Genomic DNA, 4808 nt, shown 5'->3' on the forward strand with positions numbered 1-4808 from the left:
CCGGAGCGGGAGGGCTGGGACCTGGCCCGCGAGCTCGCGGCCGCCGGGCGGCTCGGTGCGGGCGCACGGCGCGAGCTGGCCGCACGCGAGGCGGCGCTGCACTACGACGGACGCACCGCCCCGCGCCCCCGGAACCGCCTGTCCCGATGGTGGTACCGGTCACGACCGGAGCGATCGGGGTCGAGGTCGGGGCCCTCGGACGGGTGACGACGTTGCCATCGCCACATTCCCCGCCGGTAACTTCCGGCGGCTCTGCTCTTACACTCCGCCTAACCCTGCGCCGGAGCATCGGGCCGGCGCCGTGACCGGAGGAGTTCGACCGTGCCCGCACTGCGCAAAGTGCTCGTCGCCAACCGGGGAGAGATCGCCGTCCGCGTGATCCGAGCAGCGAAGGACGCGGGACTTCAGAGCGTCGCCGTCTACGCGGACCCGGACCGGGACGCGATGTTCGTGCGGCTCGCCGACGAGGCCTTCGCGCTGGGCGGCTCGACCGCCGCCGAGTCCTACCTCGACATCGAGAAGGTCATCGGTGCCGCGAAGCAGGCCGGTGCCGACGCGATCCACCCCGGCTACGGCTTCCTGTCGGAGAACGCCGACTTCGCCCAGGCCGTGATCGACGCCGACCTCACCTGGATCGGCCCGTCGCCGCAGTCGATCCGCGACCTCGGCGACAAGGTGACCGCACGTCACATCGCCCTGAAGGCCGGCGCACCGTTGGTGCCCGGCACCAAGGACCCGGTCAAGGACGCGGACGAGGTCATCGCCTTCGCCGACGAGCACGGCCTGCCGGTCGCGATCAAGGCCGCCTTCGGCGGTGGCGGGCGCGGCATGAAGGTCGCCCGCGAGCGCTCCGAGATCGCCGAGCTGTACGAGTCCGCGGTCCGTGAGGCCACCGCGGCGTTCGGTCGCGGCGAGTGCTTCGTCGAGCGCTACCTGGACAAGCCGCGCCACGTCGAGACCCAGGTGCTGGCCGACCAGCACGGGAACGTCGTCGTCGTCGGGACGCGGGACTGCTCGCTGCAGCGCCGCTTCCAGAAGCTCGTCGAGGAGGCGCCCGCGCCGTTCCTGAGCGACGAGCAGCGCACGACCCTGTACGACGCCTCGAAGGCGATCTGCAAGGAGGCCGGCTACTACGGCGCCGGCACCGTCGAGTTCCTGATCGGCCAGGACGGCATGATCACCTTCCTCGAGGTGAACACCCGTCTGCAGGTCGAGCACCCGGTCTCGGAGGAGACCACCGGGATCGACCTGGTCCGCCAGATGTTCCGGATCGCCGAGGGCCAGGAGCTGGACTTCGACGACGACCCGCAGCCGCGCGGGCACGCCATCGAGTTCCGCATCAACGGCGAGGACGCCGGGCGCAACTTCCTGCCGGCGCCGGGCACCGTCGAGCGGATCTGGTACCCGGCCGGCCCGGGCGTCCGGATGGACGCGGGCGTCGAGGACGGCTCGGTCATCGGGGGTCAGTTCGACTCGCTGCTGGCCAAGCTGATCGTGTGGGGCAGCGACCGGCAGCAGGCGCTGCAGCGGGCCCGTCGCGCACTGGGCGAGTTCACGGTCGAGGGCATGGCGACCGTGCTCGAGTTCCACCGTCTCGTCGTCTCCGACCCGGCCTACGCCGCCGAGACCCTCGAGGACTTCACCGTGCACACCCGCTGGATCGAGACCGAGTGGGACAACACCGTCCCGCCGTTCGAGGGCGGCGCGGGTGCCGAGGACGAGTCCGGCGAGCGGCAGACCGTCGTCGTCGAGGTCGGCGGGCGACGCCTGGAGGTCTCGCTGCCCGGTGACCTCGCCCTCGGCGGCGGCAACGGCAGCGGCGGCGGCGCGGCCAAGGCGGCCCCGCGCAAGCGCGGCGGCAAGGGCGGCGGCGGGGCGAAGGCCTCCGGCGACGCCGTCACCGCGCCGATGCAGGGCACGATCATCAAGGTCGCGGTCTCCGAGGGCGACACCGTCGAGGTGGGTGACCTGATCGTCGTCCTCGAGGCGATGAAGATGGAGAACCCGGTCACCGCGACCAAGGCCGGCACCGTGACCGGCCTGGACGCGGAGCAGGGCGCCTCGGTCACCCAGGGCACCGTCATCTGCGAGATCAAGGACTGAGTCCCCTGGACCAGGTGCCCGTCCCCGCTACCGGCCCGGTGCTCGACCCGGTCGAGATCAACGCCGGGACGTGGTACCTGCGCGGACCACGGCACGACGGCCGGGTGGACGACCGCCCGGCCGTCGCCGCGTCCTGCCGGGACCCGGAGATCCGGCGCTGGCGCAACCGTCCGGACCCGGCCGCCCCGGACTTCGACGAGCAGGTGACCGCGCACGTCGCGGACCGGATCGACGGCTGGGCCCGCGGCACCCGCTGTGCCTGGGCCGTCGCCGAGCCGACGACCGGGGAGATGCTCGGCGAGATCACCCTGGAGCACCTGGACATCACCCACGGCACCGCCGAGCTGCGCTGCTGGACGTTGCCCGGCGCCCGCGGACGCGGCCTGGCCCGCACCGCGGCCGGGGCGGTCGTGCGCTTCGCCTTCGGCGGGCTCGGGTTGCACCGTGTCACCTGGATGCACGCCGAGCCGAACCGGGCGTCGGCCGCCGTCGCCGCGGCGCTGGGGTTCGTGCCGGAGGGGCGGCTGCGGGAGGCGTGGACCGTCGACGGCGAGCGGGTCGACGTCGTCGTGCTGGGGCGGTTGGTGGGCGAGGGCTGAGGCGGTCCGCGGGGCCCCGTCGCCCGCGCGTCGACAACCGCGTTCCGCGGAACGCGCCGTGCCGACCGGGTCACCGCCCGTTGACCGGCACGTCGCGCCGTTCTAGCGTTCCCGGCGTGTCGCGCACGCCGTCCGGCGCCCGCGGCACGCAACGTCACAACTCCACAGCCGACCCGTGTGCCCGATCCACGGGGCCCGGAACTACCGCCACGCGGAGTACCGCGCCGCGGATCCGCTCGCCACGCAGGCCCAGCCGCGCCGTGAGCCGTCCCAGTTCGACCGAGACGTCACAGGATCCGTCATGCCCCCAGAGTTCGACATCGCGCCGACGACGTTCCATGTCACGACGCACGTCCACACCGACGGCCCGATCCCGGGCCCGCACTCCCTGCTCACCCTGATCTCCTCCGCGTACGGAGCGGACGGGGTCCTGATCGGCACCTTCACCGCCAACCTCCGGGAGCTCCCGGGGGCCACCCTGCACCCGACCGCGCTGGCGACCTGGCGCACCCGGGCGGAGGACTGGCTCCTGACCCGGCGGGCCTCGCGCCCACCGGGGCAGGTGGCGAACGACTACGCAGCCTGGGTCACCGACCTGGGCGAGCGTGCGCTGTTCGTCTCCGACCCGGAGGAACCGGACCACCTGTTCGTCTACTGGTACCTGCAGCGTTTCGCAGGCCGGTGGCCGTTCGCGGGGACCGTTCCCGCCCTCGGCGGGACGCCCCGGTCCTGGGCCCCACCGCCGTGCCCGCTGCGCGGGTGCGCCCCGGTCGAGGTCCCGGAGCCGGCCGAGGTGGCGGCGGCCTGACCGCGACACACACCCCCGTCCGCGCCGGTGACCACCGGTGCGGACGGGGGTGGCGTCGTGTGCGGGCTTCGCGATCGCGACCGTTCCGCGGCGAACCGCCGCGGCGACGGCCGGTGCGGGCCTAGCGTGCGCCCGTCCGTGATCCGCCCGTCCGCACCGGAGGCCGACGTGCCCGACATCCACCCGGACCTGCGTGTCGACCCGGCCGCCCCGGCCGGGGCGGCGGAGGCACTCGACCGGGCCGCGTCCCGGCTGGCCGTCGCGCTCCGCACCCTCGACGCCGACGCCCGCCGGGTCGAGCCGTGGCTGGGGGATCCGGCCAGCGCCGAGGCCGCGGCCCGCTACGCCGTGCACGCCGCGGACGGTCCCGACGCCGCGATCGGGCGGCTGCGCACCCTGCACGCGGAGCTGCTGCGGGCCCGCGACGCCGCCGGTGCCACCGGGCGTGCCTACACCCGCACCGAGGAGTCGACGACGGACGCGCTGAACCGGGGTGCCCGGTGACCGCGCCGCGCTGGGCGGGACTGAGCCACGCCGAGATCGTCGCGATGGTGGCGGCCGGTCCGGGCCCCGCGGCGTCGGCCGGGGCGGAGCGGGCGTGGCGCGACGCCGCCGCCGCGCTCACCGACGTCCACCGCGAGCTGTCCGGGCAGGTCCGTGACCTGCCCGGAGGATGGTCCGGCGGCACCGCGGACGGCGTCACCGTGGCCTTCGGGTCGCTGGACGGCTGGGTCGTCTCCGCCGCCGTCGACGCGGGCCGCACCGCCGACGCACTCGCCGCCCAGGCCGGGCTCGCCGCGGACCTCCGGGCCCGGATGCCGGCCGCCGCGGCGCCGACGCCGCCGGAGGCCGCACCCACCGGCCCGGCCCTGCTCGACGACTGGGCGGCCACCGACCTCGCCGCGGGCAACTCGGCCGGCCGGGCCGCGGAGCTGATGGTCCGCTACGACGACGACACCCGCCTCACCGGCGCCCCGTGGACCGGGTGGGGTGCGTCCCCGGTCGTCACCCGCGACGGCACCGCCCCCGCCTCCTCCGCTGTCCCGGCCCTGTCGCCCGGCGGGCCCCCGCCCGGCCCCGGCGGCGACGCAGACCCGGCCCCGGACCCGGCGGGCGGCGCCGGGACGGGGACGACGGTGTTCGCGGGGATCGGCTTCGGCGGGATCACCGCGGCGGTGCTGACCGGGAACGAACGGGCCGGGGTGCCCGGGGCACGGCCGATCGACGTCGGCGGGCCCTCCTCCGGGCCGGCTCCCGCGACCGATGCCCCCCGCACCGGCGGCACGCCCGGCGCACCC

The 4808-nt window shown here is 75.5% G+C and carries 5 protein-coding genes and 1 pseudogene; all 6 read left to right on the forward strand.

The genetic code is table 11. From position 1 onward, the window contains the following. Positions 1–207, forward strand: a pseudogene (locus tag NH602_RS28050) (hypothetical protein); the annotation flags it as partial. Between the two features lie 114 nt (positions 208–321). Beyond that, positions 322–2103, forward strand: a complete 1782-nt coding sequence (locus tag NH602_RS28055; protein ID WP_253069367.1) for a biotin carboxylase N-terminal domain-containing protein — start codon at positions 322–324, stop codon at positions 2101–2103. Between the two features lie 14 nt (positions 2104–2117). Further along, complete coding sequence (locus NH602_RS28060; RefSeq protein WP_253069368.1) at positions 2118–2702, forward strand: GNAT family N-acetyltransferase; 585 nt, start codon at positions 2118–2120, stop codon at positions 2700–2702. A 301-nt stretch (positions 2703–3003) separates the two neighbouring features. After that, on the forward strand, positions 3004–3510 hold the full coding sequence (locus tag NH602_RS28065) for a hypothetical protein (protein ID WP_253069369.1): 507 nt from the start codon (positions 3004–3006) through the stop codon (positions 3508–3510). A 138-nt stretch (positions 3511–3648) separates the two neighbouring features. Beyond that, positions 3649–4014 (forward strand): hypothetical protein, encoded by a 366-nt coding sequence (locus tag NH602_RS28070; RefSeq protein WP_253069370.1) that lies wholly within the window; start codon positions 3649–3651, stop codon positions 4012–4014. Next, a partial coding sequence (locus tag NH602_RS28075; RefSeq protein WP_253069371.1) for a hypothetical protein occupies positions 4011–4808 on the forward strand: 798 nt, incomplete at its 3' end. The genes NH602_RS28070 and NH602_RS28075, both read left to right, overlap by 4 nt.

It is taken from the genome of Pseudonocardia sp. McavD-2-B (assembly GCF_024124365.1).
GTDB classification, from domain to species: domain Bacteria; phylum Actinomycetota; class Actinomycetes; order Mycobacteriales; family Pseudonocardiaceae; genus Pseudonocardia; species Pseudonocardia alni.